Origin of the sequence: Enterobacter sp. J49 (assembly GCF_002148625.1) — a bacterium.
GTDB classification, from domain to species: domain Bacteria; phylum Pseudomonadota; class Gammaproteobacteria; order Enterobacterales; family Enterobacteriaceae; genus Enterobacter; species Enterobacter ludwigii.
This window is the reverse complement of sequence record NZ_MWPY01000030.1, coordinates 479,910-506,695: the sequence shown is the minus strand read 5'-3', so window position 1 is coordinate 506,695 and position 26,786 is coordinate 479,910. Positions and strand designations below refer to the sequence as shown.

At 54.8% G+C, this 26,786-nt stretch carries 28 protein-coding genes; 14 read left to right on the top strand and 14 right to left on the bottom strand.

Annotation, left to right across the window (positions count from 1 at the left end; genetic code table 11):
- Positions 1 to 11: 11 nt before the first annotated feature.
- From queA to BJP35_RS11225, 7 genes are all read left to right on the top strand, one after another.
- Positions 12 to 1,082, top strand: coding sequence for a tRNA preQ1(34) S-adenosylmethionine ribosyltransferase-isomerase QueA (gene queA / locus BJP35_RS11255; RefSeq protein WP_032677507.1), 1,071 nt, complete (start codon positions 12 to 14; stop codon positions 1,080 to 1,082).
- A 53-nt stretch (positions 1,083 to 1,135) separates the two neighbouring features.
- Positions 1,136 to 2,263, top strand: coding sequence for a tRNA guanosine(34) transglycosylase Tgt (gene tgt, locus BJP35_RS11250; protein WP_020885227.1), 1,128 nt, complete (start codon positions 1,136 to 1,138; stop codon positions 2,261 to 2,263).
- Positions 2,264 to 2,285: 22 nt separating this feature from the next.
- On the top strand, positions 2,286 to 2,618 hold the full coding sequence (gene yajC, locus BJP35_RS11245; protein ID WP_000007630.1) for a preprotein translocase subunit YajC: 333 nt from the start codon (positions 2,286 to 2,288) through the stop codon (positions 2,616 to 2,618).
- A gap of 27 nt (positions 2,619 to 2,645) precedes the next feature.
- Entirely contained in the window at positions 2,646 to 4,493 is a 1,848-nt protein-coding gene (secD, locus tag BJP35_RS11240) for a protein translocase subunit SecD (protein ID WP_014168844.1), read from the top strand.
- A gap of 10 nt (positions 4,494 to 4,503) precedes the next feature.
- The gene (secF, locus tag BJP35_RS11235; RefSeq protein WP_020885225.1) at positions 4,504 to 5,475 is read left to right on the top strand and encodes a protein translocase subunit SecF; all 972 of its coding nucleotides are present in this window, start codon (positions 4,504 to 4,506) and stop codon (positions 5,473 to 5,475) included.
- Positions 5,476 to 5,617: 142 nt separating this feature from the next.
- Positions 5,618 to 5,983 (top strand): VOC family protein, encoded by a 366-nt coding sequence (locus BJP35_RS11230; protein WP_020885224.1) that lies wholly within the window; start codon positions 5,618 to 5,620, stop codon positions 5,981 to 5,983.
- A 14-nt stretch (positions 5,984 to 5,997) separates the two neighbouring features.
- On the top strand, positions 5,998 to 6,678 hold the full coding sequence (locus BJP35_RS11225) for a YafY family protein (protein ID WP_014168847.1): 681 nt from the start codon (positions 5,998 to 6,000) through the stop codon (positions 6,676 to 6,678).
- Between the two features lie 48 nt (positions 6,679 to 6,726).
- Here the strand turns inward: BJP35_RS11225 and BJP35_RS11220 are convergent, their stop codons facing one another.
- Complete coding sequence (locus BJP35_RS11220) at positions 6,727 to 7,611, bottom strand: nucleoside-specific channel-forming protein Tsx (protein ID WP_025204975.1); 885 nt, start codon at positions 7,609 to 7,611, stop codon at positions 6,727 to 6,729.
- A 266-nt stretch (positions 7,612 to 7,877) separates the two neighbouring features.
- On the bottom strand, positions 7,878 to 8,417 hold the full coding sequence (locus tag BJP35_RS11215; protein WP_025204974.1) for a DUF3251 domain-containing protein: 540 nt from the start codon (positions 8,415 to 8,417) through the stop codon (positions 7,878 to 7,880).
- A gap of 152 nt (positions 8,418 to 8,569) precedes the next feature.
- Here BJP35_RS11215 and nrdR point away from each other — a divergent pair, with 152 nt between their 5' ends.
- The 5 genes from nrdR (at position 8,570) to thiL (ending at position 12,176) form a co-directional block, all read left to right on the top strand.
- The gene (nrdR, locus tag BJP35_RS11210) at positions 8,570 to 9,019 is read left to right on the top strand and encodes a transcriptional regulator NrdR (RefSeq protein ID WP_008503337.1); all 450 of its coding nucleotides are present in this window, start codon (positions 8,570 to 8,572) and stop codon (positions 9,017 to 9,019) included.
- 4 nt (positions 9,020 to 9,023) lie between these two features.
- Entirely contained in the window at positions 9,024 to 10,127 is a 1,104-nt protein-coding gene (gene ribD / locus BJP35_RS11205) for a bifunctional diaminohydroxyphosphoribosylaminopyrimidine deaminase/5-amino-6-(5-phosphoribosylamino)uracil reductase RibD (protein WP_086463102.1), read from the top strand.
- Between the two features lie 87 nt (positions 10,128 to 10,214).
- On the top strand, positions 10,215 to 10,685 hold the full coding sequence (ribE, locus tag BJP35_RS11200; RefSeq protein WP_006176874.1) for a 6,7-dimethyl-8-ribityllumazine synthase: 471 nt from the start codon (positions 10,215 to 10,217) through the stop codon (positions 10,683 to 10,685).
- A gap of 21 nt (positions 10,686 to 10,706) precedes the next feature.
- Entirely contained in the window at positions 10,707 to 11,126 is a 420-nt protein-coding gene (nusB, locus tag BJP35_RS11195) for a transcription antitermination factor NusB (RefSeq protein WP_006809908.1), read from the top strand.
- Between the two features lie 78 nt (positions 11,127 to 11,204).
- Positions 11,205 to 12,176 (top strand): thiamine-phosphate kinase, encoded by a 972-nt coding sequence (gene thiL / locus BJP35_RS11190; protein ID WP_047744149.1) that lies wholly within the window; start codon positions 11,205 to 11,207, stop codon positions 12,174 to 12,176.
- A gap of 81 nt (positions 12,177 to 12,257) precedes the next feature.
- Here the strand turns inward: thiL and BJP35_RS11185 are convergent, their stop codons facing one another.
- From BJP35_RS11185 to xseB, 4 genes are all read right to left on the bottom strand, one after another.
- Positions 12,258 to 13,232: an aldo/keto reductase gene (locus BJP35_RS11185; RefSeq protein WP_047744147.1), complete on the bottom strand. Its 975-nt coding sequence runs from the start codon at positions 13,230 to 13,232 to the stop codon at positions 12,258 to 12,260.
- Positions 13,233 to 13,295: 63 nt separating this feature from the next.
- Positions 13,296 to 15,158 (bottom strand): 1-deoxy-D-xylulose-5-phosphate synthase, encoded by a 1,863-nt coding sequence (dxs, locus tag BJP35_RS11180; RefSeq protein WP_044865368.1) that lies wholly within the window; start codon positions 15,156 to 15,158, stop codon positions 13,296 to 13,298.
- A 24-nt stretch (positions 15,159 to 15,182) separates the two neighbouring features.
- The gene (gene ispA / locus BJP35_RS11175) at positions 15,183 to 16,082 is read right to left on the bottom strand and encodes a (2E,6E)-farnesyl diphosphate synthase (protein WP_014168855.1); all 900 of its coding nucleotides are present in this window, start codon (positions 16,080 to 16,082) and stop codon (positions 15,183 to 15,185) included.
- On the bottom strand, positions 16,083 to 16,325 hold the full coding sequence (gene xseB, locus BJP35_RS11170; protein ID WP_008503331.1) for an exodeoxyribonuclease VII small subunit: 243 nt from the start codon (positions 16,323 to 16,325) through the stop codon (positions 16,083 to 16,085).
- A 311-nt stretch (positions 16,326 to 16,636) separates the two neighbouring features.
- Here xseB and thiI point away from each other — a divergent pair, with 311 nt between their 5' ends.
- Positions 16,637 to 18,085, top strand: coding sequence for a tRNA uracil 4-sulfurtransferase ThiI (thiI, locus tag BJP35_RS11165; protein ID WP_014168857.1), 1,449 nt, complete (start codon positions 16,637 to 16,639; stop codon positions 18,083 to 18,085).
- Between the two features lie 45 nt (positions 18,086 to 18,130).
- Here thiI and yajL read toward each other — a convergent pair whose 3' ends face one another.
- Both yajL and panE read right to left on the bottom strand, forming a co-directional pair.
- Positions 18,131 to 18,724, bottom strand: a complete 594-nt coding sequence (yajL, locus tag BJP35_RS11160) for a protein deglycase YajL (RefSeq protein ID WP_020885217.1) — start codon at positions 18,722 to 18,724, stop codon at positions 18,131 to 18,133.
- The gene (gene panE, locus BJP35_RS11155) at positions 18,687 to 19,598 is read right to left on the bottom strand and encodes a 2-dehydropantoate 2-reductase (RefSeq protein WP_047744142.1); all 912 of its coding nucleotides are present in this window, start codon (positions 19,596 to 19,598) and stop codon (positions 18,687 to 18,689) included. The genes yajL and panE overlap by 38 nt, the downstream gene beginning before the upstream one ends.
- 203 nt (positions 19,599 to 19,801) lie before the next feature.
- Between panE and BJP35_RS11150 the strand changes: the two genes are divergently transcribed.
- A complete protein-coding gene (locus BJP35_RS11150) occupies positions 19,802 to 20,293 on the top strand; it encodes a YajQ family cyclic di-GMP-binding protein (RefSeq protein ID WP_020885215.1) in 492 nt (163 codons plus the stop codon).
- A gap of 32 nt (positions 20,294 to 20,325) precedes the next feature.
- Here the strand turns inward: BJP35_RS11150 and BJP35_RS11145 are convergent, their stop codons facing one another.
- The 6 genes from BJP35_RS11145 to cyoA all read right to left on the bottom strand — a co-directional run bounded on the left by BJP35_RS11145 (position 20,326) and on the right by cyoA (position 26,621).
- A complete protein-coding gene (locus tag BJP35_RS11145) occupies positions 20,326 to 21,687 on the bottom strand; it encodes an MFS transporter (protein ID WP_020885214.1) in 1,362 nt (453 codons plus the stop codon).
- Positions 21,688 to 21,836: 149 nt separating this feature from the next.
- Positions 21,837 to 22,724 (bottom strand): heme o synthase, encoded by an 888-nt coding sequence (gene cyoE / locus BJP35_RS11140; protein WP_014168862.1) that lies wholly within the window; start codon positions 22,722 to 22,724, stop codon positions 21,837 to 21,839.
- A gap of 11 nt (positions 22,725 to 22,735) precedes the next feature.
- Positions 22,736 to 23,062 carry a cytochrome o ubiquinol oxidase subunit IV gene (locus BJP35_RS11135; RefSeq protein ID WP_006176899.1) on the bottom strand — a complete coding sequence of 109 codons (327 nt, stop codon included), beginning with the start codon at positions 23,060 to 23,062 and terminating at the stop codon, positions 22,736 to 22,738.
- On the bottom strand, positions 23,062 to 23,676 hold the full coding sequence (locus BJP35_RS11130) for a cytochrome o ubiquinol oxidase subunit III (protein WP_014168863.1): 615 nt from the start codon (positions 23,674 to 23,676) through the stop codon (positions 23,062 to 23,064). The genes BJP35_RS11135 and BJP35_RS11130 overlap by 1 nt, the downstream gene beginning before the upstream one ends.
- Entirely contained in the window at positions 23,666 to 25,657 is a 1,992-nt protein-coding gene (gene cyoB / locus BJP35_RS11125) for a cytochrome o ubiquinol oxidase subunit I (protein WP_014168864.1), read from the bottom strand. The genes BJP35_RS11130 and cyoB overlap by 11 nt, the downstream gene beginning before the upstream one ends.
- Before the next feature lie 16 nt (positions 25,658 to 25,673).
- On the bottom strand, positions 25,674 to 26,621 hold the full coding sequence (cyoA, locus tag BJP35_RS11120) for a cytochrome o ubiquinol oxidase subunit II (protein WP_008503322.1): 948 nt from the start codon (positions 26,619 to 26,621) through the stop codon (positions 25,674 to 25,676).
- Positions 26,622 to 26,786 lie beyond the last annotated feature (165 nt).

Below are 26,786 nucleotides of genomic sequence, written 5' to 3'. Positions count from 1 at the left end.
GAGTATACGTCATGCGCGTCGCCGATTTCTCCTTTGAACTACCTGAATCCCTGATTGCTCACTACCCAATGCCTGAGCGCAGTAGCTGTCGTTTGCTGTCACTGGATGGGCCGACGGGCGAGCTGACGCACGGTACTTTCACCGATTTGCTCGACAAGCTCAACCCTGGCGATCTGCTGGTCTTTAACAATACCCGCGTGATCCCGGCGCGTCTGTTTGGCCGTAAAGCCAGCGGCGGCAAGATTGAAGTGCTGGTCGAACGTATGCTTGATGATAAACGTATTCTGGCACATATTCGCGCCTCTAAAGCGCCGAAGCCGGGTGCAGAGCTGCTGCTTGGCGATGATGAGAGCATCCGTGCAACCATGACCGCGCGTCACGATGCGCTGTTTGAGGTGGCGTTCAATGACGAGCGCACGGTGCTCGACATTCTGAATGCGATCGGCCATATGCCGCTGCCCCCTTACATCGAGCGCCCGGACGAAGAGGCTGACCGCGAGCTGTACCAGACCGTTTACAGCCAGAAACCTGGCGCGGTCGCCGCGCCGACGGCGGGCCTGCATTTTGATGAACCGCTGCTGGAAAAATTGCGCGCGAAAGGCATCGAGATGGCCTTCGTGACCCTGCATGTCGGTGCGGGTACGTTCCAGCCGGTGCGCGTGGACAGCATCGAAGACCACATCATGCACTCCGAATATGCCGAAGTGCCGCAAGAGGTGGTGGATGCTGTTCTGGCCGCCAAAGCACGCGGTAACCGCGTTGTGGCAGTGGGCACCACGTCGGTACGCTCCCTTGAGAGCGCCGCGCAGGCCGCCAAAAATGACCTGATTGAGCCTTTCTTTGGCGATACGCAGATCTTTATCTACCCGGGCTATCAGTACAACGTGATTGATGCCCTGGTAACCAACTTCCATCTGCCTGAATCAACGCTGATTATGCTGGTGTCCGCTTTTGCGGGTTATCAGCACACCATGGCGGCGTACAAGTCTGCGGTAGAACAAAAATATCGCTTTTTTAGCTACGGGGACGCGATGTTTATCACGTACAATCCGCAGGCTTTGAATGAGCGTGTCGGGGAATAAGTCCGCGGCACCGTTTTACAACGTTGGACTGTTTTTCTGACGTCGGAGAAAAAATGAAATTTGAACTCGATACCACCGATGGTCGCGCACGTCGCGGCCGCCTGGTGTTTGATCGCGGCGTGGTGGAAACTCCCGCGTTTATGCCTGTGGGCACCTACGGCACCGTAAAAGGGATGACGCCGGAAGAAGTGGAAGCCACTGGCGCACAGATTATCCTCGGCAATACCTTCCACCTGTGGCTGCGTCCTGGTCAGGAGATCATGAAGCTGCACGGCGATTTGCATGACTTCATGCAGTGGAAAGGCCCGATCCTGACCGACTCCGGTGGTTTCCAGGTCTTCAGCCTGGGCGACATCCGTAAGATCACCGAGCAGGGCGTACACTTCCGTAACCCGATCAACGGCGATCCGATTTTCCTCGATCCTGAAAAGTCTATGGAGATTCAGTACGATCTCGGCTCTGATATCGTGATGATTTTCGACGAATGTACGCCATACCCGGCCGACTGGGATTACGCGAAACGCTCCATGGAGATGTCGTTGCGCTGGGCGAAGCGTAGCCGTGACCGCTTTGACTCCCTGCAGAACAAAAATGCGCTGTTCGGTATTATCCAGGGCAGCGTTTACGAAGATTTACGCGATATCTCTGTTAAAGGTCTGGTAGAGATAGGTTTTGATGGCTACGCTGTCGGCGGTTTGGCTGTGGGTGAACCGAAGGAAGACATGCATCGCATTCTGGAGCATGTCTGCCCGCAAATCCCGGCAGATAAACCCCGTTACCTGATGGGTGTGGGTAAACCTGAGGACCTGGTTGAAGGTGTGCGCCGCGGCATTGATATGTTCGACTGCGTTATGCCAACCCGCAACGCGCGTAACGGTCATCTGTTTGTGACCGATGGCGTGGTGAAAATCCGTAACGCGAAGCATAAGAGTGACACCAGCCCGCTCGATTCCGAGTGCGATTGCTACACCTGTCGCAATTATTCTCGCGCGTACCTGCATCATCTTGATCGTTGCAATGAGATTTTGGGCGCGCGTCTCAATACCATTCATAATCTTCGTTATTATCAGCGCTTAATGGCTGGTTTACGCAAGGCTATTGAAGAGGGTAAATTAGAGAGCTTCGTGACCGATTTTTACCAACGTCAGGGTCGAACCGTTCCACCTTTGAACGTTGATTAATTTTAATAATGAGGGAATTTGAATGAGCTTTTTTATTTCTGATGCGGTAGCGGCAACAGGTGCTCCGGCGCAGGGCAGCCCGATGTCTCTGATTCTGATGCTGGTTGTGTTCGGTCTGATCTTCTACTTCATGATCCTGCGCCCACAGCAGAAGCGTACCAAAGAGCACAAAAAGCTGATGGACTCCATTGCCAAAGGTGATGAAGTGCTGACCAACGGTGGTCTGGTCGGTCGCGTAACCAAAGTGGCTGAAAGTGGCTACATTGCTATTGCCCTGAACGACACCACTGAAGTGGTTATCAAACGTGACTTCGTAGCTGCCGTTCTGCCGAAAGGCACCATGAAGGCGCTGTAATCCCAACTTTTCCCAAAGGGAACTGCCGTGTTAAACCGTTATCCTTTGTGGAAGTACATCATGCTGGTCGCCGTGATTCTCGTCGGCCTGCTGTACGCGCTTCCCAACCTGTATGGTGAGGATCCGGCTGTTCAAATCACTGGCGCGCGCGGTGTCGCCGCCAGTGAGCAAACGCTGATCCAGGTCCAGAAATCGTTACAAGAAGAAAAAATTACCGCTAAGTCTGTGGCTCTGGAAGAGGGCGCAATTCTTGCTCGCTTCGACACCACCGACACGCAGCTCCGCGCTCGCGAAGTGCTGATGGGCGTGCTGGGTGATAAATACGTCGTGGCGCTTAACCTTGCTCCTGCAACCCCGCGTTGGCTGGCTGCGTTGAATGCAGAGCCAATGAAACTCGGTCTTGACCTGCGTGGCGGTGTTCACTTCCTGATGGAAGTGGATATGGATACCGCGCTCGGCAAACTGCAGGAACAAAACATCGACAGCCTGCGCAGCGATCTGCGCGAAAAAGGTATTGCTTACACTACCGTTCGTAAAGAAGATAACTACGGTATGAGCATCACGTTCCGCGACAGCGCGGCGCGCGATCAGGCTGTAGATTACCTGACTCAACGTCACCGTGACCTCGTGATCACCTCTCAGGGCAGCAACCAGCTGCGCGCGGTGATGACCGATGCTCGCCTGAAAGAAGCCCGTGAATACGCCGTTCAGCAGAACATCAATATTCTGCGTAACCGTGTAAACCAGCTGGGGGTTGCTGAGCCACTGGTACAGCGTCAGGGTGCTGACCGTATCGTGGTGGAACTCCCGGGGATTCAGGACACGGCACGTGCGAAAGAGATTCTGGGGGCAACTGCCACGCTGGAATTCCGTCTGGTTAACTCCAACGTCGATCAGTCCGCTGCTGCCGCAGGCCGTATTCCGGGCGATTCGGAAGTGAAACAGACCCGCGAAGGTCAGCCAGTTGTGCTGTACAAACGCGTGATCCTGACCGGTGACCACATCACCGACTCCACATCCAGCCAGGACGAATACAACCAGCCGCAGGTTAACATCTCGCTGGATAGCGCGGGTGGTAACATCATGTCTAACTTCACCAAGGACAACATCGGTAAACCGATGGCGACCCTGTTCGTGGAGTACAAAGACAGCGGTAAGAAAGATGCAAACGGCCGCGCGGTGCTGGTGAAAGAGGAAGAGGTGATTAACATCGCCAACATCCAGTCTCGTCTGGGTAACAGCTTCCGCATCACTGGTATCAACAACCCGAACGAAGCGCGTCAGCTTTCACTGCTGCTGCGTGCCGGTGCGCTGATTGCACCGATTCAGATTGTTGAAGAACGTACCATTGGTCCAACGCTGGGGATGCAAAACATCAAGCAGGGTCTGGAAGCGTGTCTGGCCGGTCTGGTGGTCTCCATCCTCTTCATGATCTTCTTCTATAAGAAGTTTGGTCTGATTGCGACAAGCGCACTGGTTGCGAACCTGGTGCTGATTATCGGCATCATGTCTCTGCTGCCGGGGGCGACGCTGACCATGCCGGGGATTGCCGGTATCGTCTTAACCCTTGCGGTGGCGGTCGACGCCAACGTACTGATAAACGAACGTATCAAAGAAGAGTTAAGCAACGGTCGCTCTGTTCAGCAGGCGATTGACGAAGGCTACAAAGGGGCATTCAGCTCCATCTTCGATGCGAACGTAACAACACTGATTAAGGTTCTTATCCTGTATGCAGTGGGGACTGGCGCTATCAAAGGCTTTGCGATCACCACCGGTATCGGTGTTGCAACGTCAATGTTTACCGCTATTGTCGGCACCCGTGCCATCGTGAACCTGCTGTATGGCGGCAAGCGCGTCAAAAAGCTGTCTATCTGAGGAGTGCGTTGTGGCACAGGAATATACTGTTGAACAATTGAACCACGGCCGTAAAGTCTGGGACTTTATGCGCTGGGACTACTGGGCTTTCGGCATTTCAGGTTTACTGCTGATCCTCTCCCTTATCGTGATGGGCGTGAAAGGCTTTAACTGGGGTCTTGATTTCACCGGTGGTACGGTAATTGAGATCTCCCTGGAAAAACCGGTCGATATGGACCAGATGCGCCAGTCTCTGCAGAAAGCGGGCTTTGAAGAGCCGTTGCTGCAGAACTTCGGCAGCAGCCGTGACATCATGGTGCGTATGCCGCCGGTGCACGATGCGAACGGCAGCCAGGAGCTGGGCAGCAAGGTTGTTAACGTGGTTAACGAAACAACCAACCAGCATGCGACGGTTAAGCGTATCGAGTTCGTCGGGCCAAGCGTAGGTGCTGACCTGGCGCAAACCGGTGCGATGGCGCTGCTGGTGGCTCTGATCTCCATTCTGGTGTACGTCGGTTTCCGCTTTGAGTGGCGACTGGCGGCGGGTGTGGTTATCGCCCTGGCGCACGACGTGGTGATCACCATGGGCATACTGTCTCTGTTCCACATTGAGATTGACCTGACTATCGTGGCATCCCTGATGTCCGTTATCGGTTACTCACTGAACGACAGTATCGTGGTATCTGACCGTATTCGTGAAAACTTCCGTAAGATCCGTCGCGGTACGCCGTACGAAATCTTTAACGTGTCGTTGACCCAGACGCTGCACCGTACGTTGATCACATCCGGAACCACCTTGATGGTGATCCTGATGCTGTTCCTCTTCGGTGGCCCGGTACTGGAAGGCTTCTCGCTGACCATGCTGATCGGTGTCTCTATCGGTACGGCTTCGTCTATCTACGTCGCCTCCGCACTGGCACTGAAACTTGGCATGAAGCGCGAGCACCTGCTCCAGCAGAAAGTCGAGAAAGAAGGGGCGGATCAGCCGTCTATTCTGCCGTAAGACGACGTGTCGTTCGTTCCTGAAATCCCGGTCTGTTGACCGGGATTTTTTTTATCTGCTCCTGCCAAACACTCCTGACAGTATGCTGTCAGGAGCCCTGTCGTAGACTCTTTTCGAACCCAAACAACAGGCAGGAGGATGTATGAAGAGTGTAATTAACTGGTTTGAAATTCCGGTCGCCGATATGGATCGCGCTATCAAATTTTATGAGCCCGTGATGCAGGTACAGCTGAGACGAGAGAAAATGGATGTGGCTGAGTTAGCCGTTTTCCCGCATGACGATCCGGCCACCGGCGGCGCGCTGGCAAAATTTGAGGGCATTACACCGTCCGTACAGGGCGCTATTATTTACCTGCATACTGACAACCTGGCGGCAACGCTCGATCGCATCGCGTCTGCGGGTGGCGAGTGCGTGTTTGGCCCGCTGGAATTGCCGCGTGGCATTGGCACCATAGCCTTGTTTACCGACAGCGAAGGTAATCGCGTCGGCCTCCATCAACCTGCCTGAGAGCTGAATACGATATGACCCGACGCGCTGACCGTTTGTTTCAGATTGTGCAGATCCTGAGAGGCAGGCGTCTGACAACGGCAGCGCATCTGGCGGACAGGTTGAGCGTATCGGAACGGACCGTATACCGTGATATCCGCGACCTGTCGCTTTCCGGCGTGCCGGTGGAAGGGGAGGCGGGAAGCGGCTATCGGCTGATGTCGGGTTTTGACTTACCTCCGCTGATGCTGACGAACAAAGAATCTGAAGCGCTGATGGTCGCCATCCGTCTGCTGAAAACCTGGGGGGGCGACTCGCTCTCGCGTGAGCTTGAGTCGGCGCAGGAGAAGGTACTGGCGATCCTGCCCGAGGAGAGCCGACGTAAGGCGGAGCAGACGCGAATATATGCGCCGGATATTGCGCTTCAGCCGCATTCGCGCAGCGACTTTGATGTTATTCATCAGGCTATTTCTGCCCAGTGCGTACTGGCGCTGCATTATCGTGATGAAGCCGGGCATCTGACATGGCGCGACATTCAGCCGCTGGGGCTGTTCTTCTGGGGAGAGCATTGGCTGCTGGCCGCGTGGTGTGAACGGCGTGATGACTACCGCTGCTTCCGGCTCGACAGGTGTCTGAATATTACGCTCACGCAGAGGCGTTTTAGCGAAAGCGCGGAGCGATCGCTGGCGGATTTTCTGCGCAAGGTGAAGCAATAAAAAAGCCAGCATATCAGCTGGCTTTGTCCGTTTTTGCCTTCTTTCACATCAGAAGTTGTAACCGACAACCAGGTAACCACCCCAGCCGGTAGAACGTACGCTGAAGTCGCCATTGCCGAAGTTCAGGCTTGCGTCATCGTTCCACTGACCGCCGTTATGCCAGTAACGCGCAACAACGGAGTAGTGCCAGTGATCGTAGTTCAGCGCCAGGATGTGGCTGGAGGCGATGGAGTCGTTGGTACGCGCTTTCTTACCGTTCAGATCACGGAAGTCGTTGTCGCCCAGGTCTGAACCCCAGTCAAAGTTGGTGAAACCGATATAGCTCAGGTTACCGCCCCACAGCTGGGTAATTGGCACAAAGTATTTCACTTTGAAACGGTAGCCATCCCACTCGTTTTCGTTCGCGGCACCGTAGTTCTGCCACTGGTATTTCGCATAGACGTTCAGGGACAGGCTCATTGGCAGACCGGTGTCGATGTCGGTACCCAGACCCATATACCAGGTGCTCTGACGACCGGACGCGTTACGGCCCATGTCGTAGATGTAGTTGTTCGCGAAGTACCACTCTTTGAATGGACCAAACGCCAGGCTGGTGCCCGTCAGCTTATCAATGGAGAAGCGGGGTTCGATCTCCATGAACAGGGGGGAACCGTGGTTCCAGATACCTTTCGCATCGGTGTTACCGCCGAAGAAGACCGGTGCATCCATATAGCCGTAGAAATCGAACCAGTCTTTCTTGGCGAAGGCTTCGTACTCCAGGTAGGTATCGTTGCGGATCTGTGGTCCGAAACGGGTGTGATAGCTGCCGACCACGTTAACGCTCTGGTGCCACCAGTCGGAGAGGTATTGTGGTTTATCGTTTTCCGCTGCGTTAACAGTGAAAGTGGAGGAGAGTGCCAGCACGGCGCCAGCCGCGAGTAATGTTTTTTTCATAATCATGCCACTGATTGAAATTCCCTTCCGGGAGTGAAAAATGCGCGAATTGCGTTTCTAAATATTTCGTGTTTCTGCGGAGCCTATTATAGGAATCCTTGCTCACAAAAATATGTGTTGTTTCACATATCTCTCACACGCGTAATCGATTGCGTTCACGTTTGCGTACTTTAAACGGCGGGGATTGTAGCGGCAATGATTTCTGTTGCCAATCTTTGCGGATTGTAAATGTTAGCGGAGTGACATTGCACTCCGCTGAAAGGGGATTACTGCGCGGCGGGCTGGATATCGTGAATGCGGATGAAACCTAACTGATCCGGCGTAAGTCCGTTCAGCTGGATCGGAATGTCAACATCGCTCGGGGCCAGCACGCTGGCGGGAGCGGTGAACAGCTGGCTCTTCACGTTCACTTCCTGATAGTTCTCGGTGGTGCCCTGAATCTGCCCCCACTCGACGGTGCCGCTAAAGGCTGGCAGAGGATCGTTGGATTCCCCCTGAATACGTAATGTTGCGCGAGTACCATCCGCATTGGCCGCCACGTTAACCAGCGACATTTTCAGCGTGCCAATCTGGCTGTTGAGGCGCGCCGGGGTGTTTGACCCGGGCAGCAGATAAACCCCGCTGCTTGATTTGGCATTCAGCGCGTTTTGCTGGGTGATCTTCACGGTTTCTTTGTTCAGTTTGTCCATCGCGGTATTGAGCGTATTCACGCTTTGTTTCATTTGACGGACTTCGGTTTGCTGTGCACAGGCGCTAAGGGTAAACAGACTCCCCACCAGCAATATTTTCAGGTAACGTCTTGTCATTGCGTTTATTTCCTTGAAATAACGGATCTCCGTAATGGTAGCCAGCATCGCATCAACAGGCATAGATCCTTTGTCTCAAAAAGCTCTTCCTTTGTTGTCAGGCCAGATCAGGGTAAAATGAAAATCAGTTAACCACATAACAGGGATACCGTATGCATTGCCCATTCTGCTCCGCTGTGGATACCAAAGTTATCGACTCTCGCCTTGTGGGCGAAGGGTCTTCCGTACGCCGCCGCCGGCAATGTCTGGTGTGCAACGAGCGTTTCACGACCTTTGAGGTTGCAGAGCTGGTAATGCCGCGCGTGGTAAAAAGTAACGACGTGCGTGAGCCGTTTAACGAAGAGAAACTGCGCAGCGGGATGCTCAAGGCGCTGGAAAAACGGCCTGTCAGTGCAGATGACGTCGAAATGGCGTTAAACCACATAAAATCGTACCTTCGTGGTTTGGGTGAGCGCGAGGTGCCAAGCAAGATGATTGGCAACCTGGTGATGGAGCAACTGAAAAAGCTCGATAAGGTCGCCTATATCCGCTTCGCCTCTGTGTACCGCAGTTTCGAAGATATCAAAGAGTTTGGCGAAGAGATCGCCCGCTTACAGGATTAAGCTCATGCAGGATGAGATTTACATGGCGCGAGCCATGAAGCTGGCGCAGCGCGGTCGTTTTACCACCCATCCCAACCCTAACGTCGGGTGCGTCATTGTCAACGATGGCGAGATCGTGGGCGAAGGGTTTCACTACCGTGCCGGTGAGCCCCATGCCGAAGTTCATGCCCTGCGTATGGCCGGCGAAAAGGCGCGCGGTGCAACGGCCTACGTGACGCTGGAACCCTGCAGCCACCACGGCCGTACCCCGCCGTGCTGCGAAGCACTGATTGCGGCGGGTGTCGCGCGCGGTGTCGCGGCGATGCAGGATCCCAATCCGCAGGTTGCCGGACGTGGCCTGTATCGACTGCAGCAGGAAGGAGTTGATGTCAGTCACGGTCTGATGATGCAGGATGCAGAAGCGATCAACAAAGGCTTCCTGAAGCGCATGCGCACCGGGTTCCCGTACATTCAGCTTAAGCTTGGGGCCTCACTGGATGGTCGTACGGCGATGGCGAACGGCGAGAGCCAGTGGATCACCTCTGCGCAGGCAAGGCGCGATGTGCAACGTCTGCGCGCGCAAAGCCATGCTATCCTCACCAGCAGTGAAACGGTTCTGGCTGATAATCCTGCCATGACCGTGCGCTGGGATGAACTGAATGCCGATACCCAGGCGTGCTACCCGCAGGAAAACCTGCGTCAGCCGCTGCGTATTGTCATCGATAGCCAGAATCGCATCACGCCTGCGCACCGCATCGTGCAACAGCCGGGCGAAACCTGGATTGCACGCACGCAGGACGATGCGCGTGAATGGCCGCAAGGCGTACGCAGCATCATGGTGCCAGAGCATAACGGGCACCTCGACTTAGTGGTGCTGATGATGCTGCTTGGTAAGCAACAGGTGAACAGTATCTGGGTAGAAGCGGGGCCGACGCTGGCCGGCGCGCTGCTGCAGGCCGGGCTGGTGGATGAGCTGATTGTCTACGTAGCACCTAAACTGTTGGGTAACGATGCGCGTGGCCTGTTTGTGCTGCCGGGTCTTGAAAAACTTGGCGATGCACCACAACTCAAATTTAGCGAGATTCGTCCGGTGGGCCCGGATGTCTGCCTCCATTTAACGCCAGCGTAATTGCTCCTGAAATAGGGAAGCAGTGCGCAAAGTATTATGATAAAATCCGCCCCCCTGCGGGGCCAAATGAACCCGTAAAGGAAGAGTATGAACATTATTGAAGCTGCTGTAGCTACCCCGGACGCTCGCGTCGCCATCACCATTGCGCGTTTCAACAACTTCATCAACGACAGCCTGCTGGAAGGTGCCATTGACGCCCTGAAACGTATCGGCCAGGTTAAAGATGACAACATTACCGTTGTTTGGGTTCCAGGTGCTTATGAACTGCCACTGGCAGCGGGCGCGCTGGCGAAAACCGGTAAATACGACGCGGTGATTGCGCTGGGTACCGTTATTCGTGGCGGCACTGCACACTTCGAATACGTTGCAGGCGGTGCAAGCAATGGTCTGGCACACGTTGCGCAGGATGCAGAAATTCCTGTCGCGTTTGGCGTGCTGACTACCGAAAGTATTGAACAAGCCATTGAGCGCGCTGGTACCAAAGCCGGTAACAAAGGTGCAGAAGCTGCACTGACCGCGCTTGAAATGATCAATGTGTTGAAAGCCATTAAGGCCTGATTTTTTTGTAAGGGGAATTCCGTGAAACCTGCTGCTCGTCGCCGCGCCCGTGAATGTGCCGTCCAGGCACTTTACTCCTGGCAGTTGTCCCAGAACGACATCGCTGATGTTGAATACCAGTTCCTGTCAGAACAGGACGTGAAAGACGTTGACGTTCTGTACTTCCGTGAACTGCTGTCGGGAGTGGCGACTAATAGCGCGTATCTCGATGGTCTGATGAAGCCATACCTGTCCCGTCTGCTCGAAGAGCTGGGTCAGGTTGAGAAAGCAGTGTTGCGTATCGCGCTGTTTGAGTTGTCTAAACGTGATGATGTGCCGTACAAAGTGGCCATCAACGAAGCGATCGAACTGGCGAAAACCTTCGGTGCTGAAGACAGCCATAAATTTGTAAACGGCGTGCTGGATAAAGCCGCACCTGCGATCCGTCCCCACAAAAAGTGATCCGCAAACCGGAGTTTTGCATTGCCTGCCGGGCAGTGCGGCTCCGGTTTTTTTATTTAATTTGCTGAGGCATAACGTATGGCATGCGGCGAATTCTCCCTGATTGCCCGTTATTTCGACCGTGTCAGAACCTCTCGTCTTGATGTTGAAACCGGCATTGGCGATGACTGCGCACTTCTCAATATTCCCGAAAAACAGACGCTGGCAATCAGCACCGACACCTTAGTGTGCGGACGTCATTTTTTACCTGATATCGATCCCGCCGATCTGGCGTATAAAGCGCTGGCGGTCAACGTAAGCGATTTAGCGGCCATGGGCGCCGATCCCGCGTGGCTGACGCTGGCGTTGACGTTGCCCGAGGTGGATGAAGACTGGCTTGAAGCCTTTAGCGATGCGCTGTTTGATCAGCTCAACTACTACGATATGCAGCTGATTGGCGGTGACACCACTGCCGGGCCGCTGTCGATGACGCTTGCGATCCACGGCTATGTCCCGCTGGGCCGGGCGCTGAAACGCTCGGGCGCAAAGCCGGGTGACTGGATCTACGTAACCGGCACGCCGGGCGACAGCGCCGCAGGGCTGGCAATCCTCCAGGACCGCTTACGCGTCAAGGATGCCGACGATGCGGCATATCTGGTGAAACGCCATCTGCGCCCAACGCCGCGTATTTTGCACGGCCAGGCGCTGCGCGAGCGGGCAAGCTCGGCTATCGATCTCTCTGACGGGCTTATCTCCGATCTCGGCCATATTCTGAAGGCCAGCGGTGTGGGCGCGCGCGTAGATCTGGATCTGTTCCCGCTGTCAGAGCCATTGCTTCGCCATGTGGAACCCGATCAGGCTCTGCGCTGGGCGCTCTCCGGCGGCGAAGATTATGAGCTGTGCTTTACCGTACCGGAGCTGAACCGGGGAACGCTGGACGTGGCGCTAGCTCACCTTGGGGCGAAGTTTACCTGTATCGGACAGATTATGCCGGAAAGCGAAGGGCTGAAATTTGTGCGTGATGGCGCGCCGGTTACGCTTGACTGGAAGGGTTACGACCACTTTGCGTGATTCGTCGGCCGGGTAGCGCTGCGCTTACCCGGCCGATGGGTTTTGTTCCCTCTCCTTTTGGGAGAGGGGCAGGGCGTGGGCTTACTTAAACCCGACCACCGGATGCTGCTGGTACGGCGTTTCCAGCTCGGCGACTTGCTCAGGCGTCAGCGTTAAATCAACGGCACTCAACAACTCGTCCAGCTGTTCTTCCCGCGATGTACCGATAATCGGTGCAGCGACTCCGCGTTTGCTCAGCAACCACGCCAGCGCTACCTGCGCACGCGTGGCACCGGTATCATCGGCAATCCCCGCTAAACGCTCGGCGATCAACGCATCGCTGGCTTCCGTACCTTCGTATAAGGTTTTACCGAACGCATCCGACACCGAGCGGGCAGTGGTCTCTCCCCATGGTCGGGTGAGGCGTCCGCGCGCCAGGGGGCTCCACGGGATCACCGCTATGCCTTCCTGATAGCAGAGCGGCAGCATCTCGCGCTCTTCTTCGCGATAGATAAGGTTGTAGTGATCCTGCATGGTGACAAACCGTGCCCAGCCGTGCTGCGCCTGAAGATCAAGCGCTGAGGCAAACTGCGAAGCGTGCATAGACGATGCGCCGATGTAACGTGCCTTCCCGGCCTTAACCACATCGTTAAGGGCTTCCAGCGTCTCTTCAATCGGCGTGTTGTAATCCCAGCGGTGGATCTGCAGCAGGTCGACATAATCCATATTCAGACGCCGGAGGCTGTCATCAATGGATCGCAGGATTTGCGCACGGGAAAGGCCTTCAGGCAAATCACCCACCTGGTGATATACCTTGGTGGCGACGACCACATCGTCACGGCGGGCAAAATCGCGCAGGGCGCGGCCGACAATCTCTTCGCTGCTGCCGTCGGAGTAACTGTTGGCAGTATCAAAAAAGTTAATCCCGCCGTCGAGTGCGCGTTTGATGATAAGGCGGCTGCTCTCTTCCGGCAGCGTCCAGGCGTGATTTCCCCGGTCTGGCTCGCCAAAGGTCATGCATCCCAGGCAAAGTCGGGAAACCTGAAGGTCTGTTTTTCCTAATGTCGTGTATTGCATGGTTCCGCTCCTGCTTTTTTAAACAATAGGTTTAAGCATAGCAGGAGCGGAAAAGGGGAGGGATCAGGCAAGCCAGGAACGGATTTTCGACTCAATGCCGGCCGCATCCAGGCCAATCGCCGCACGGGCTTCGTCCTGCGTACCTTGCGGAATGAAATGATCCGGCAGACCAAGGTTCAATACCGGCACGGCTTTACGGTTAGCCATCAGCACTTCGTTCACGCCGCTGCCCGCACCGCCCATGATGGCGTTTTCTTCCAGCGTGACCAGCACGTCATGAGATTCCGCCATGCTCAGGATCAGGGCCTCGTCGAGCGGTTTCACAAAGCGCATATCCACGAGGGTCGCATTCAGCGCTTCAGCCACTTTCGCGGCCTCCGGCATCAGCGTACCAAAGTTCAGGATCGCCACTTTCTCACCGCGACGCTTCACCAGACCTTTACCTATCGGCAGTTTTTCCAGCGGCTGCAGTTCAACGCCGACGGCATTGCCGCGCGGGTAGCGCACCGCACTAGGGCCATCCTGATAGTGGTAGCCGGTAAACAGCATCTGACGACATTCGTTCTCATCGCTTGGCGTCATGATGACCATATCCGGGACGCAGCGCAGGAACGACAGGTCAAATGCCCCCTGGTGCGTCTGGCCGTCAGCACCCACAATGCCTGCGCGGTCGATAGCAAACAGGACCGGCAGCTTCTGGATGGCAACGTCATGGATCACCTGGTCGTAGGCGCGTTGCAGGAAGGTGGAATAAATGGCGACAACCGGGTTATAACCGCCAATCGCCAGGCCTGCCGCAAAGGTCACCGCGTGCTGCTCGGCAATGGCAACGTCAAAATACTGGTCCGGGTATTTTTTGGAGAACTCCACCATGCCAGAACCTTCACGCATGGCCGGGGTGATCGCCATAAGCTTATTGTCTTTAGCGGCGGTTTCACACAGCCAGTCGCCAAAGATTTTTGAATAGCTCGGCATGCCGCCGCTGCTTTTGGGCAGGCAACCGCTGCTCGGGTCGAATTTCGGTACCGCGTGGAAGGTGATGGGATCTTTTTCCGCCGGTTCGTATCCACGGCCTTTTTTGGTCATGATATGCAGGAACTGCGGGCCTTTCAGGTCACGCATGTTTTTCAGCGTGGTGACAAGCCCCAGAACGTCATGCCCGTCCACCGGACCAATATAGTTAAAGCCCAGCTCTTCAAACAGCGTACCCGGCACGACCATGCCTTTGATGTGTTCTTCGGTGCGTTTAAGCAGTTCTTTGATTGGCGGTACGCCGGAGAAGACTTTTTTGCCGCCTTCGCGCAGCGAGGAGTAAAGCTTGCCGGAGAGCAGCTGCGCCAGATGGTTGTTCAGCGCGCCCACGTTTTCGGAAATCGACATTTCGTTATCATTAAGGATAACCAGCATGTCTGGCTTGATATCGCCCGCGTGGTTCATGGCCTCAAAGGCCATTCCGGCAGTGATCGCCCCGTCGCCAATGACGCAGACGGTACGACGCTGTTTATTCTCTTTTTCGGCTGCCACCGCAATACCGATACCCGCAGAGATTGAGGTGGAGGAGTGCCCAACGCTTAATACGTCGTACTCGCTCTCGCCACGCCATGGGAACGGATGCAGGCCGCCTTTCTGACGAATGGTGCCAATTTTATCGCGACGTCCGGTCAGAATTTTATGCGGATAGGCCTGGTGACCGACATCCCAGATGAGCTGATCGAACGGCGTGTTATAGACATAGTGCAGCGCCACGGTCAGCTCTACCGTGCCAAGCCCGGAGGCGAAATGGCCGCTGGAGCGGCTTACGCTGTCGAGCAGGTAGCGACGCAGCTCATCGCACAGCTTCGGCAGGCTCTCTTTCGGCAACAGGCGTAACTCCTGGGTGGAGTCAACTAACGCCAGTGTCGGGTATTTGGCAATATCAAAACTCATCAAAGGCTCATCGAGATAGTGTGTTTATTTATCACGCTGGATTATATAGTCCGCTAGCGCTTCCAGTGCCGAAGTATCCAGTGATTGCGCGGCCAGTTGATTCAGCGACTGGCGGGCATCCTCTATCAGATCCCGGGCTTTACGTTGGGCTTGCTCAAGACCCAGCAGGGCGGGGTAGGTACTTTTGCCAAGCTGCTGATCCGCACCCTGACGTTTACCCAATGTTGCAGTATCGCCCACCACATCCAGAATGTCATCCTGAACCTGGAATGCCAGACCGATACTTTCTGCGTATCTGTCCAGTATCGGCAGGGCTTTGCGCCCCTGTTCACCCGCGCTCAGGGCGCCCAGACGAACGGCTGCACGAATCAATGCGCCCGTTTTATGGCGATGAATACGCTCCAGCTGTTCCAGATTAACCTGACGTCCTTCCGCTTCCAGATCCAGTGCCTGACCGCCACACATACCGGCGACGCCGCTGGCCATTGCCAGTTCAGAGATCATCGACAGACGGTCACGGTCGGCCACTTCGGCCATCGGCGCATCGCTCAGAATCGAGAACGCCAGGGTTTGCAGGGCATCCCCCGCCAGAATGGCATTCGCTTCGCCAAACTTGATGTGGCAGGTAGGCTGGCCACGACGTAGATCGTCGTCGTCCATGGCCGGCAAATCATCATGGATCAGCGAGTAGGCATGGATGCACTCAACGGCGGCTGCCGGGGCATCCAGCGTGTTAGCGCTGATACCAAACATGTTGCCCGTGGCGTAGACCAGAAACGGACGCAGGCGCTTTCCACCCAAGAGTGCGCCATAGTGCATGGCTTCAACCAGTGGAGTGTTCTGAAAAGGCTGTGGCTCAATAAAACGGCGCAGCGCATCGTTGGCACGCGCGACGCATGCCTGAAGCTCGTTGGCGAAATCCATTTACTCGGCGTCCGGTGTGAATGGCGTAGTTTTAGCGTCTTCGCTGTCGGACAGCAGGATCTGCACGCGCTGCTCGGCCTGCTGCAGTTTGACCTGCCCCTGGCGCGCCAGCTGCACGCCGCGCTCGAATTCATTGAGCGCCTCTTCCAGCGGTAAATCGCCGCTCTCAAGGCGGGTGACAATCTGCTCCAGCTCACTCAGCGCAGTTTCAAAACTGGCCGGTGCGTCGTTCTTCTTCGGCATAGTGAATTGACTCTTATATTCTCAGCCCCGACATGGTAACGGACTCGGGGCAATTATCAAATAACGCGCAATGTGCACAGGAGCGGCGTGAAGATGATATACTTGCGCGCCTGGATGCAGCCACGGGTGTGGGCTGCTATACACGTCATCCTTCAGGTTGTCTCTGTTTGGGCTACGTTGCGCCTTTCCGTTACTTACTCGCGTAAGCTTGCGGGGGGCTGTGACTCGCCGCGTTGATGCCACCTGAATGATTTTGTGTATATTTCATTTTCCATTACAAGCCTTAAGCTTGCCTAAGAAACATTGCCGCCATGAAGTTTATCATTAAATTGTTCCCTGAAATCACCATCAAAAGCCAATCTGTGCGTTTGCGCTTTATTAAAATTCTCACCGGGAACATTCGTAACGTATTAAAACACTACGACGAAACGCTCGCCGTGGTGCGTCACTGGGACCACGTTGAGGTTCGCGCGAAAGATGAAAACAAACGTCAGGATATTCGCGACGCGCTGACCCGTATTCCGGGCATTCACCATATTCTGGAAGTGGAAGACGTTCCTTACACCTCCCTGCATGACATTTTTGAAAAAGCGCTGGTGCAGTACCGCGATCAGATTGAAGGCAAAACCTTCTGCGTGCGCGTGAAGCGTCGTGGTAAGCATGAGTTTAGCTCCATTGAAGTGGAGCGCTATGTGGGTGGCGGCCTCAATCAGCACGTTGAGAGCGCGCGCGTGCGCCTGACTAACCCGGACGTGACCGTTAACCTGGAGATCGAAAACGATCGCCTGCTGCTGGTGAAAGGCCGTTATGAAGGTATCGGCGGTTTCCCAATCGGCACGCAGGAAGATGTCCTGTCGCTGATCTCCGGCGGTTTCGACTCCGGTGTTTCCAGCTATATGCTGATGCGCCGCGGCTGCCGCGTACACTACTGCTTCTTTAACCTGGGCGGCGCGGCGCATGAAATCGGCGTGCGTCAGGTTGCGCACTATCTGTGGAACCGCTTCGGCAGCTCCCACCGCGTGCGTTTTGTGGCGATCAACTTTGAGCCAGTGGTCGGCGAAATCCTTGAAAAAGTGGACGACGGTCAGATGGGCGTGGTGCTGAAACGCATGATGGTGCGTGCAGCGTCCAAAGTGGCGGAGCGCTACGGCGTGCAGGCGCTGGTCACCGGTGAAGCGCTGGGCCAGGTCTCCAGCCAGACTCTGACCAACCTGCGTCTTATCGACAACGTATCGGATACCCTGATCCTGCGTCCGCTGATCTCCTACGATAAAGAGCACATCATCGATCTGGCGCGCAAAATCGGTACCGAAGATTTTGCCCGCACCATGCCGGAATACTGCGGTGTGATCTCAAAAAGCCCGACCGTCAAAGCGGTGAAGGCGAAAATCGAAGCCGAAGAAGAGAACTTCGATTTCGGCATTCTGGAGAAGGTGGTGGCGGAAGCGACCAACATCGATATCCGCGAGATTGCCCAGCAGACCGAGCAGGAAGTGGTTGAAGTTGAAACCGTCAGCGGTTTCGGTGCCAACGATGCGATTCTGGATATCCGTTCCATTGATGAACAGGATGACAAACCGCTGCAGGTTGAAGGCGTGGACGTGGTTTCCCTGCCGTTCTACAAGCTGAGCACCAAATTCGGCGATCTCGACCAGAGCAAAACGTATCTGCTGTGGTGCGAGCGCGGGGTGATGAGCCGTCTGCAGGCACTGTATCTGCGCGAGCAGGGCTTTGCGAATGTGAAGGTCTATCGCCCTTAACCGTTTGCCGGGTGGCGGCTTCGCTTACCCGGCTTTCTTTACACGCTACGCTTCGTAAAAATTATAAATCCCCGCCGCCATCACTAACGACGACGCCACCTCGTAGGCTTTCTCACGCCCGACCAGCAGGTCGATAATCTTCAGTCCAAAATCGATCGCGGTACCCGGCCCCTGGCTGGTGAGCAGATTGACGCGCGGATCCCAGACCACACGTTTATCCACCCATTGCTCTTCAGGAATGGTCTCTTTCAGTCCCGGGAAACCGGTCATATTCCCGATTGGGAAAATGTTATGCGGCACCAGAACCGTGCCGGCTGCGGCACAAATTGCCGCAACGATGCGCCCCGACAGATGGAATTGCCTGACGGTTTCGACCAGGAGCGGGCTGTCGCGAAAATACTCCGCGCCCTTCAGGCCACCCGGCAGTACGATGATGTCGTAATCCCCGTCGGCCACCTGCACAAGCGGTGCATCGGCGAGGATTTTTACGCCCCGTGAACAGGTGATGGTCAGATTACCGTCGCTGGCGACACTGGCGGTGGTTACGTTAATGCCGCCGCGCACCATCAAATCAATGGTGGTGACGGCTTCTGTCTCTTCGCTACCAGGGGCGAGGCAGATCAGTGCTGACGCGCTCATATTCACTCTCCTTACGTTTAACCAGGTCATACAGACGGGCATTTTCCGGCACGGCAATGCCGTGGGCGCGGGCGCGTTTAAGCAAATAGCCCGTGATGTAATCAATCTCTGTGTGGCGTAATGCCCGAATGTCCTGCAACATCGAGGAGATGTTTTCTGCAGTACTTTCAATTACCTGCTCAACATAATAGCGCAAATCCTCCGCCGAGGTATGCAGGCCTTCACGTTCGATAACCGAGGCGACCTCCGCGCACAGGGTGGCAATTTCCTGCGGATGATTTTTCAGTTCCCCGTTCGGGCAGTTCCACAGCGCCGTCAGCGGATTGATCACGCAGTTAACCGCCAGCTTGCGCCACAGCTGCGGGCGGATAGTGTCATGCCAGGCCACGTCCGGCAGGACCTTCTGCAGAACATCCGCCAGATAGCTGTAGTCGCCATCCTGCGTACGGGCGGGGCCCATGTGCGTTACGCCGCTGGCGACATGCACGATAATGTTGCCATCGCGGCGTGCAGCGTGCGTGGTGGTCGCCATCAACAAGGGATGCGGGATGCTTTTCAGCTCATCAATGGTTCCCATGCCGTTATGCAGCAGCAGGATGGGGGAGTCTGGGGGAAGTTGCGCGGCCAGCGTCTTTACCGCATCTGATACCTGCCATGCTTTGAGCGTGACCAGCAGCAGAGCGCTTTGCGCCAGAAAATCCGGATCGTTCGCGGTGAGTGATTCGTTGAATATACTTCCGTCTTCGTCAATCAGGTTCACACTGCAATAGGGCTGGGGCACGCGCAGCCAGCCCTGTACCTCATGTCCGTGCTTGCAAAGCGCGGTCAGCCATAGCTGTCCAAGGGCTCCGCATCCGAGCACTGTAATTTTCATTGTTCCTCCTCACCTGCAACTGCGCCAGGTGTTACGGCCTAAGTATAGCGCCGTCAGCTAAGCTTCTGTTGAGTAAACCCTGTGACATCTGTGCGGTGTTTCCTCACGTGAGCGGCCAGGGATAGCTGCAACTCGAATTATTTGGGGTATCTGCCTTGTAGCGGGTATTATGCAACGCAACAAAAATGAAGGGAGAAGAAAAGATGCCATCTTTCGATATTGTTTCCGAAGTTGATATCCAGGAAGTCCGCAACGGCGTTGAAAACGCAAGCCGTGAAGTTGAGTCACGTTTCGACTTTCGTGGCGTTGAGGCCACTTTCGAGCTGAACGATGCGAATAAGACCATTAAGGTCCTGAGCGAATCTGATTTCCAGGTTAACCAGCTGCTGGATATTCTGCGCGCCAAGCTGCTTAAACGCGGTATTGAAGGCACCTCACTGGATGTACCAGACGAGTTTGTGCATAGCGGTAAAAACTGGTTTGTCGAAGCCAAACTGAAGCAGGGTATTGAGAGCGCGGTTCAGAAGAAGATCGTTAAGCTCATCAAGGACAGCAAGCTGAAGGTTCAGGCGCAAATCCAGGGTGAAGAAATTCGTGTGACCGGTAAATCCCGCGATGACCTGCAGGCCGTTATGGCGCTGGTACGTGGCGGCGATCTGGGGCAGCCGTTCCAGTTCAAGAACTTCCGCGATTAAGACAAAAATGCCCGGTTTTACCGGGCATTTTTTCAGGCTTTGAGAGCCTGCTCGATTTCGAAGCGGTTAGTCACTTTACTGTCTATTTTGACGTAAGCGCTGCGCTCTTGTGGGGCAATAAGCACTTCACTTACCCCCTCTGTTGCTTCAAGACGCTGTTTTAGCGCGTCGGTAATCTCAACATCCTCAGGAATTTCGACCCGCAGACTGCTGACGTAGCGCGGCTCTTTCATGCTGCTGGCGACCAGCAGCCAGACCATCGCCAGCAGTGCGCCCGCAAGGAACACGGTTTGCGAATCAAACAGGCCGTCCACCCAGCCGCCGAGCGAGCCCCCGATAGCCACGCCGATAAACTGGCTGGTGGAGTAGATCCCCATTGCTGTGCCTTTATAGCCGGCCGGGGACTCCTTGCTAATCAGCGATGGCAGCAGGGCTTCCATCAGGTTAAAGGCCAGGAAGAAGAGCTGCACGCCGGCCACCAGTTCCCAGAAGTGCGGGCCGGATCCCCAGAGCACAATCTCGGCAATCAGCAGCACCGCCACGCAGCCAATGAAGACGCGCTTCATCTTGCGTTTCACTTCGGCGTAGATGATGAACGGCACGACCGAGACGAACGAAATCAGCATGGTCACCAGATAGATTTTCCAGTGCTCCGCGGCAGGGAAGCCCGCGGCGGCAAGCTGACCGGGAAGGGCGACAAAGGTCGACATCAGCAGGATGTGCAGACACATGATGCCGAAGTTAAGTTTAAGCAGGCGCGGTTCCATCAGCACTTTGCTGAAGCAGCCTTTCACCATCCCGGATTCACGGTTAAGGACGTGGTTTTTGCTGTCCGGCACCACCCAAAGGGTCAGCGCAATACCGACGGTCGCCAGCACGGCAATCATCCAGAACAGGGCATGCAGACCGAGTTTATGCGTGATGATAGGCCCGAGCACCATCGCAATTGCGAAAGTGACGCCAAAGCTCACGCCGATAAACGCCATCGCTTTGGTGCGATTCTGCTCACGCGTTAAGTCTGACAGCAGCGCCATCACGGCGGCGGCAATCGCACCAGAGCCCTGCAGGGCGCGACCAAGAATGATTCCCCAGATGGAGTGGGAGAGGGCGGCTATCACGCTGCCGAGCACAAAAATAAGCAGGCCGCCGACAATCAGCGGTTTACGACCAACCCGATCCGATAGCAGGCCAAATGGGATCTGAAATACCGCCTGAGCCAGACCGTAGATGCCAATCGCCAGGCCAATCAGCGCTTCGCTGGCACCCTGTAGCGCCATGCCGTACGTGGTCAGAACAGGCAGGACCATAAACATGCCAAGCATCCGTAGCGAGAAAACAGTCCCTAAACCCCAGGTCGCGCGCAATTCGCCTGGCGTCATTTTATAATCGTTCATTACCACCTCAATTCAAAAGCAGGCCATAGTGTAGTGCGGGGAAGGGGCGGGGTAAATAAAGGGTTATTTAACAAATATTACATGCGTTATTAATGGATTCGATGAATAAAAAAGGGTGCCGAAGCACCCTTTTATTCACCTGGTGTGACTTACCAGACGTAAGTCAGCAGGTTGTGTGAATCAGGCACCATGAAATCCACAGACATCATCACCGACAGCGAAGTGATAGCGACAATGGAGAACACGAACAGCTTACGTGCCCAGACCTTGTCATCTTCCACTTTGTAGCCGCGCAGGGCCATGCCGAGCCACCAGACGCTCACCGCAGCCGCTACCGCCAGGTATTTGTACCCGGCGTAACCGCCCAGAGAGAGCATCAGCGTTGCCACGGCAAAGGCGATGATGTACAGCGTGATGTGGTTTTTAGCCACGGAAATGCCCTTCACGACCGGCAGAACCGGAATGTTCGCTGCCTGATAATCCTTAAAGCGGAAAATCGCGATGGCATAGGAGTGCGGCATCTGCCACAGGCTAAAGATAGCCAGCAGGATCAGCGCACCGCTGTCGAACTCGTTCGTGACGGCGCAGTAGCCAATCACCGGCGGCGCAGCGCCGGAAAGAGAACCAATCAGCGTTCCGTAGACGGAGTGGCGTTTCATATACAGGCTGTAAACGCCCACATAGACGACGAACCCCATCACCCCCAGCCAACAAGCCAGAGGATTAGCGCCAAACCACAGCAGCATAAAGCCAGCAATACCCAGCAAGGTGGCGTACACCAGCGAGACGGAAGGGGCGATCAGGCCTTTAACCAGCACCCGATTTTTAGTCCTTTCCATCTTCTTGTCGATATCCATGTCGATGTAGTTGTTAAATACACAACCGGATGCAACAACCAGCGACACACCGACCAGCGTAGCGATAAAGAGGGTGTAATCGATGCTGCCTTTAGAGGCCAGCAGGAACCCCCCAATTACGGAGATCAGGTTGCCAAAGATGATGCCTGGTTTCGTGACTTGCAGGTATTGCTTAAACATACTCGCCGCTCTTAGTGAACCATCATGTTGTAGTTAAGGTTCCACATAATCCAGATGGAACCGACTACCAGGATAGCGATGATAATCACGGTAAAGATGAAAGCCGTCATGTTCCAGCCTTCATCGGACTTGGTGTTCATGTGCAGGAAGCAAACCAGATGCACCAGAATCTGAATCACCGCGGTTACCAGGATTGCACCCAGAATAACCGGCTTAGACGCAGAACCGCTCATCACCATCCAGAACGGGATCACCGTCAGAATGATCGACAGGATGAAACCTGTCATATAGGTTTTTACGCTACCGTGGGAAGCGCCATGATCGTTTGAATGACTCATTACATCGCCCCCATCAGATATACAACAGAGAACACACAGATCCACACAACGTCCAGGAAGTGCCAGAACAGGCTCAGGCACAGGATACGCGTGCGGTTAGTGCTGGTCAGGCCACGACGGGAGATCTGGAACATCAGTACTGCCATCCAGATCAGACCAGACGTTACGTGCAGACCGTGGGTCCCGACCAGTGCGAAGAACGCAGACAGGAAGCCACTACGATCCGGCCCGAAGCCTTCCATAATCAGGTGATGGAATTCATAGATTTCCATCCCGATAAAGCCAGCACCAAACAGCCATGTCAACGCCAGCCAGGAGACAACCTGGCTCTTGTTGTTTTTGTACATGGCGATAGCCGCCATGCCGTAGGTGATGGAGCTGAACAGCAGCAGCGCGGTTTCTACCAGAACGAACGGCAGTTCAAAGATGTCCTTGCCGGCCGGGCCGCCCGCAGTGCCGTTCACCAGAACGGCATACGTTGCGAACAGACAGCAGAACAGAATGCAGTCGCTCATCAGGTAGATCCAGAAACCGAAGACTTTCGTCGGTCCTGTATCGTGGTGCGCATGTTCATGCGCGTGGGCAGTAGAGTGCGCCAAAGTATCAGTTGCCATTTTTCAGCCCCGCTTTAGAAATCTCATCGAAATGCTGGTTTTCCAGTTTTTCGACTTCACGGACTGGTACGTAGTAGTCTACGTCCTCGTCAAAGCTCTTCACAATCCAGCTGATTACGATGCCGGCGAAGCCAACAATCGCCATCCACCAGATGTGCCAGATCATTGCGAAGCCAAATACCGTTGCGAAGGCGGCAATAACAATGCCCGCACCGCTGTTTTTCGGCATGTGGATCTCTTCGTAATGAGCAGGTTGCTTGTACGCTTCACCTTTTTCTTTCATTTCCCAGAATGCGTCGCGTTCATGGACCTGAGGCACAATGGCGAAGTTATAGAACGGTGGTGGAGAAGAGGTTGCCCACTCCAGCGTACGGCCACCCCATGGGTCACCGGTCAGGTCACGGTTCTGATCGCGGTCGCGAATAGAAACGTAGAACTGAATCAGCTGAGACGCGATACCACAAGCAATCAGCACGGCACCGCCCGCTGCAACCATCAGCATTGGGTGGAACTGTGGATCAATCTGCTGGCTCAGACGACGGGTCATACCCATGAAGCCCAGCACGTACAGCGGCATAAATGCAACGAAGAAGCCGATGATCCAGAACCAGAATGCGCGTTTACCCCATTTTTCGTTCAGGGTGAAACCGAACGCTTTTGGCCACCAGTAGGTTACGCCAGCGAAGCAGCCGAAGACCACACCACCGATGATAACGTTATGGAAGTGCGCAATCAGGAACAGACTGTTGTGCAGAACGAAGTCAGCACCCGGTACCGCCAGCAGTACACCGGTCATCCCACCCACGGAGAAGGTGACGATGAAGCCGATAGTCCACAGCATTGCTGAGTGGAACACGATACGGCCCTGGTACATGGTGAACAGCCAGTTGAAGATCTTAACCCCGGTAGGGATTGCGATAATCATGGTTGTAATACCGAAGAAGGCGTTTACGTTCGCGCCAGCACCCATGGTGAAGAAGTGGTGCAGCCAAACGATGAACGACAGAACGGTAATACACACGGTTGCCCACACCAGAGAGGTGTAACCAAACAGACGTTTACGCGAGAAGGTTGCTGCGATTTCGGAGAACACACCGAAGACCGGCAGAACCAGGATGTACACTTCCGGGTGACCCCAGGCCCAAATCAGGTTGATGTACATCATCATGTTGCCACCCATATCGTTGGTAAAGAAATGGGTGCCCAGGTAGCGGTCCAGGGTCAGCAGCGCGATGGTGACGGTCAGAATTGGGAATGATGCAATAATCAGGATGTTGGCGCACAGAGATGCCCAGGTAAATACCGGCATCTTGAACATGGTCATGCCAGGGGCACGCATCTTGATAATGGTCACGAAGAAGTTGATACCGGTCAGGGTTGTACCGACACCGGAGAGCTGAAGTGCCCAAATCCAGTAATCGACGCCAACGCCCGGACTGTACTCAATTCCCGAAAGCGGCGGGTAAGCCAGCCAGCCGGTCTGAGCAAATTCGCCCACACCCAGTGACAGGTTAACCAGGATAACGCCGACAACCGTGAACCAGAAGCTCAGGTTGTTCAGGAACGGGAACGCTACGTCGCGCGCGCCGATTTGCAGCGGAACGACAACGTTCATCAGACCGATAACCAGCGGCATCGCCACGAAGAAGATCATGATAACGCCGTGGGCGGTAAAGATCTGGTCGTAGTGATGCGGCGGCAGGAAGCCGGCTTCACCCGCAGACGCGAGTGCCTGCTGGCTACGCATCATGATCGCATCCGCAAAGCCACGAATTAACATGACGATACCGACGATGCAGTACATGATACCCAGTTTTTTGTGGTCAACCGAAGTCAGCCACTCGTTCCACAGGTAGCTCCACTTACCGAAGTAAGTGATCAAGGCCAGTAAGGCTGCGCCACCGATGATAATTGCAGCAACCGTAACCACGATAATGGGTTCATGGTAGGGCACTGCATCCAGTGTCAATTTTCCGAACATTTTCTTCCTCGGCCCCTTAGTGAGCGGTTTCCGCGTGGCTCATGTCCATGCCTTCCATACCTTCGTGTGCGCTATGCTCACCTTCAGGCTGGGTCATGTCCATGCTCTTGCCGTGATCCATAAATTTGCCAATAACGTCTTTGAACAAATCTGGTTTCACGTTAGAGAAGTACTCCACCTTGTTATATTCGCTAGGTGCTGCCACTTTTTCGAACGCCGCCATGTCAGACATGGTGTTTGGAGACTGCTTCGCTTTTTCAACCCACTGGTCGAAAGCGGCACGGTCTGGCGTCGCGATAGCTTTGAACTTCATACCTGAGAAGCCCGGGCCGCTATAGCTGGCGGAGATACCATCGTAGGTGCCTGCTTCATTCGCGATCAGGTGCAGGTTAGTCTGCATACCGGCCATCGCGTAAATCTGGCTACCCAGACGTGGGATGAAGAAGGAGTTCATTACGGAGTTGGAGGTCACTTTGAACTGAACCGGAGTGTTCGCCGGGAAGGCGATTTCATTCACGGTGGCAATGCCCTGTTCCGGATAGATGAAGAACCATTTCCAGTCCATGGAGACCACTTCAATGGTAATCGGTTTTTCATCGTGAACCAGCGGCTTGCTTGGCTCAAGTGCGTGAGTGGTTTTCCATGTCAGTACGGCAAGGAACAGGATGATCAGAATAGGTACCGTCCAGACCACAGCTTCCACTTTATTGGAGTGTGACCAGTTAGGGCTATACTTCGCATCTTTATTGCTCGCACGATACTTCCAGGCGAAACCAACAGCCATCAAAATGGCTGGAATAACCACAATCAACATCAGGCCAAAAGCCGTCAATATCAGTGAACGTTGTTCCAGTCCAATCTGTCCTTTGGGGTCAAGTAGTGCAGAATCGCAGCCACTGAGTAATACAGTGCCTGCGAATAATGACAACCATCCCAAACTTTTATTGTATTTCCTGAGTCTCATTTAACGACCTCAATTCCACGGGAGTCTGGTGGCGTTTAAAGTGTGGGGGCATTTTACGGGAAGGTTACATTACTGTAAACATCATTAGACCTGTGTCAGGAAGGTGTTACTGGGTTCTGCCGCACATGTCACAAGTGTTGCAAATTATGTCGCTTTTTAAGACGT